The organism is Streptomyces sp. NPDC054840 (assembly GCF_053611065.1).
Genome location: NZ_JBSGZP010000664.1, coordinates 1 through 4,009, shown reverse-complemented (window position 1 = coordinate 4,009; position 4,009 = coordinate 1). Strand labels below are relative to the sequence as shown.

2 protein-coding genes are annotated in these 4,009 nt (G+C 71.1%); one reads left to right on the top strand and one right to left on the bottom strand.

From position 1 onward, the window contains the following. Nucleotides 1-77: 77 nt before the first annotated feature. On the bottom strand, nucleotides 78-2,240 hold the full coding sequence (gene helR, locus ACWGIU_RS31830) for an RNA polymerase recycling motor ATPase HelR (protein WP_453711580.1): 2,163 nt from the start codon (nucleotides 2,238-2,240) through the stop codon (nucleotides 78-80). A 456-nt stretch (nucleotides 2,241-2,696) separates the two neighbouring features. Between helR and ACWGIU_RS31825 the strand changes: the two genes are divergently transcribed. Beyond that, nucleotides 2,697-4,001 (top strand): hypothetical protein, encoded by a 1,305-nt coding sequence (locus ACWGIU_RS31825; RefSeq protein WP_453711579.1) that lies wholly within the window; start codon nucleotides 2,697-2,699, stop codon nucleotides 3,999-4,001. Nucleotides 4,002-4,009 lie beyond the last annotated feature (8 nt).

Below are 4,009 nucleotides of genomic sequence, written 5' to 3'. Positions count from 1 at the left end.
CCGGCCGCTGAAGGCCCGCCCGCATGGTCGCGCGCTCTTCGGGGCGCGGGCGGGCGGATCATCCGACCACGGCCGGGTCAGGAACTCGTGAGGATGACGAGCCGCTGCGTCGCGCGGGTCATCGCGACGTAGCGGTCGACCGCTCCTTCGATCCCCGTGCCGAAGGTCTGCGGGTCGACGAGGACGACGAGGTCGAACTCCAGCCCCTTCGACAGCCCCGGGGTCAACGACCGGACCCGGGAGGTCTCCCGGAAGGCGCCGGCCCCGAGGTCCTCGGCGCCGATGACACAGGCGACCCCGTCGGCCTGCGCCTCCAGCCAGCCGTCGAGGATCGAGTCCAGATCCGTGACGCGGCCGTGCACGACCGGAATGCCGCTGCTGCGGACGGAGGTCGGCACGTTGGCGTCCGGGAGGGCTTCCCGGATGGCAGGCTCCGCCACCACCATGACCTCTTCGGGCGTCCGGTAGTTGATGCTCAGGGAGGCCACGTCGATCCGGTCGAAGCCGATCCGCTCCAGCCGCTCCTTCCACGACTCCGTGAACCCCTGCCGGGCCTGGGCGCGGTCCCCGACGATGGTGAAGCTCCGGGACGGGCAGCGCAGCAGCAGCATCTGCCACTCCGCGTCGGTCAGTTCCTGAGCCTCGTCCACGACGATGTGCGCGAACGGCCCGGCGAGCAGATCCGGGTCCGATCCGGGCAGCGCGCCCTCGTCGATCAGGCTGTCCTGCAGGTCCTTGCCGCGCAGCATCGTCACCGCGCCCTCACCGTCGTCGTCGGCCGCGAGCAGGTCGTCGATGACTCCGGCCATGCGCTCGCGTTCGGCGGCCACCGCGGCGCTCCGCCGCCGCAGCCGTCGTGCCGCCTCCGGGTCGCCGAGCCGCTGCCGCGCCGCGTCCAGGAGCGGCAGGTCGGACACCGTCCAGACCTGGGTGTCCGCGCGCTGCAACCTCGCCACGTCCTCGGGGCTGAGCCACGGAGCGCACATCCGCAGGTAGGACGGGACCGACCACAGGTCACCGACGAGATCGGCCGCGTCGATCGTCGGCCACGCGCGGTCGAGCGTCCCGACCAGCTCCTCGTCGTATCGCAGCGAGCTGCGGAACAGGTCGGGCGAGAGGTCCTGGTCGTCGAACTTGTCGAGCAGGATCGTCAGCAGCTCCTCCCAGATCCGCTCGCGCGCCTCGTTGTGCGGAGTACCGGCGGCGGCCTCGAACGCCTCGGCCCAGTCGTCCGGGCTCAGCCAGACGTCGGACCAGGGCGTCGTGACCGTCATTCCCTCGGTGGGTGGCTCCTCGTAGATCCTGACGGCCTTCTCGATCGCCTTCACCATGTCCGCGGACGACTTCAGGAGAGCCACCTCCGGGTCGGTCTCCGGCGCGGCCGCGTCCCCCTCGGCGACGAGGTCCCGCACGGTGCAGGTCCGTACGCCCTCCTCGCCGAGGCTGGGCAGGACATCGGCGACATAGGCCAGGTAGGGCTGGTGCGGGCCGACGAACAGCACGCCGCCCCGACGGTGGCCGAGGCGGGGGTCGGAGTAGAGCAGGTGGGCGGTGCGGTGCAGGGCCACCACGGTCTTGCCCGTGCCCGGACCGCCGTCGACGAGGAGAGCGCCCCGCGAACCCGCGCGGATGATGGCGTCCTGGTCGGACTGGATGGTGGCGAGCACGTCGCGCATCCGCGGCGAGCGGCTGCTGCCCAGCCCGGCGATGAAGGCGGACTGGTCGTCGAGCGCGGCATGCCCCTCGAAGGCGTCGGCGGTGAACACCTCGTCCCAGTAGTCACCGATCCGGCCCCGCGTCCAGCGGTACCTGCGGCGGCTCGCCAGACCCATCGGATGGGCGTGGGTCGCGGCGAAGAACGGCTCGGCCGCGGGCGAGCGCCAGTCGATCAGCAGCCGGCCGCCCGCGCCGTCGGTGAGGCCGAGCCGCCCGATGTACACCGGCTCGGGATCGTCCTCGCCGACCATCCGCCCGAGGCACAGGTCCAACCCGAAGCGCCGAAGCGCGCGCAGACGACCCGTCAACCGGTGGATCTCCACGTCCCGGTCCATCGCCTCGCGGCCCAGGCCGCCGGGGGCCCTGCGCAGTGCTTCCAGGCGGTCGGACAGCTCGGCGATCGTCTGCTCCAGGCTCTCCGCGACGGCCGCGAAGTGCTTCTCGTCCCCGCCGATCAGTGCCGGGTCGGCCTTGGGGGACAGGCGGGCCGGAAGGTCGAACGCACTGGTGGTCAGGGAGTCCATATCAGCAGCCCCTCTCTGCGGTGGCACCCGCGAACTCATCGAACGACCCGTCAACCGACAACAGCACACGCACTATGGGGATCTCCCGTTTTCGCAGGTCCTGGCTTCGAGGAGCGATTCTGCGGTACGAGTGGGGCCTTGCCGCAAGTCCCCCTGTGGGTTATAACTTGAGAGTGGAAAGGAGTGGGTACTCCTCCCTTCCCTTGATCGTCCGCTCCGTACGGACGTCCTCCCCGCCGAGTGGCAGCGCACAACGCGCCCCGTACCGGCCCTTCCTCCCGCCCTCGTGAACCCGGTGAACCGACGCGTTCATCCGGACGGCCGAACTGCGGATGCCGCCCCCGGCACGCCGGGGGAAGCTGTGGGACAAGGGGAGCCGCCTGCTCCGGCGCAGGCCTCGGCGTCATCCACCGATCCTCCGGGATCCACGGCTCCCGACCCCGTAGGAGGTCAGCCATGCAGGGTGACGCAAGCGCGGGCGAACTCGCGGCATTGCGAGCCAGGGTCGCCGCCCTGGAATCGGAGGCCGCGCGACGGACTCCGCCGAAGCACCGGATGAAGTCGCTGCTGTCCGCACTGCTGATCATCATCGGCTGTGTGCTGGCCCCGCTGGGCATCGTCGCGTCCTGGACGTCCGGCATCGTCGGTAACACGGACCGCTACGTCTCCACCGTCGCCCCGCTGGCCTCCGACCCGGATGTCCAGGCGGCCGCCGCGAACCGCGTCACCGCCGCCCTCATGGAGCACCTCGACCTCGCCACCCTCCTGGAGGACGCGGCCCCCGAGCAGCGGCCGCTGCTCCAGAAGGCCCTGGGCAAGCTCGGCGGCTCGCTGGAGGGCGCGGTCAGCAGTTTCGTGAAGGACAAGGCCCAGGAGGTCATCGCCTCGGACCAGTTCGAGACGATCTGGACCAACGCCAACCGCACGATCCACGCCTCGCTCGTCAAAGCCCTGACCGGCAGCGGCGACGGCGCGGTGGAGATCAAGAACGACGCGGTGACCATCGACCTCGCGCCGGTGATCGAACAGGTGAAAACCCGGCTCGTGGACGCCGGGATGGGCGTCGCGGCCAAGATCCCCGAGATCCACACCGACTTCACCGTCGTGCAGTCCAACGACATCGGCCGGGTCAAGACGGGCTTCCGGCTTCTCGAGATCCTCGGCCTGTGGCTGCCGATCATCGCCGTGCTGCTCGTCGCCGCGGGCGTCCTGCTCTCCGCCCACCGACGCCGCATCCTGGTCACCGCGGCCCTGGCGGTGGCGTTCTCCGTCGCGGTCCTCGGTCTCGGGCTGACCGTTTTCCGTACGGTCTACCTCAACGCGCTCCCGGACACCGTCTCGCAGGCCGCGGCCGGCTCCGTCTACGACGCGATGATCCGCCTGCTGCGCACGACGATCCGTATGGTCGTGGTCCTCGGCATCGTGATCGCCCTCGCCGCGTGGCTCTCCGGCCCGGGCAAATACGCCACGGCGGCCCGCCAGATCTGGCACTCCGGAATCGTCGCCACCCGCGCCACGGCCGACCGGCTGGGCCTGCGCACCGGCCCGGTCGGCCCGTTCGTCCGGCGCCACCGCGCCTGGTTCACCTGGGGCCTGGTCGCGATCGCCGTCATCGTCTACGTCCTGTGGTCCTACCCCACCGGCTGGGTGGTCGTGGGCCTCGCCCTCGCCCTGCTCTTCGCGCTCGCTGTCCTGGACTTCCTCGCCGAGGACACGTCCGCCTCCGCCGAGGGGACGGCCGCCAGTCCGCACCCGTCATGAGGGGGCGC

What these genes read in the sequence shown, in the direction of transcription:
- helR (WP_453711580.1), bottom strand. Translation starts at nt 2,240, where the DNA reads ATGGACTCCCTGACCACCAGTGCGTTCGACCTTCCGGCCCGCCTGTCC.
- ACWGIU_RS31825 (WP_453711579.1), top strand. Translation starts at nt 2,697, where the DNA reads ATGCAGGGTGACGCAAGCGCGGGCGAACTCGCGGCATTGCGAGCCAGG.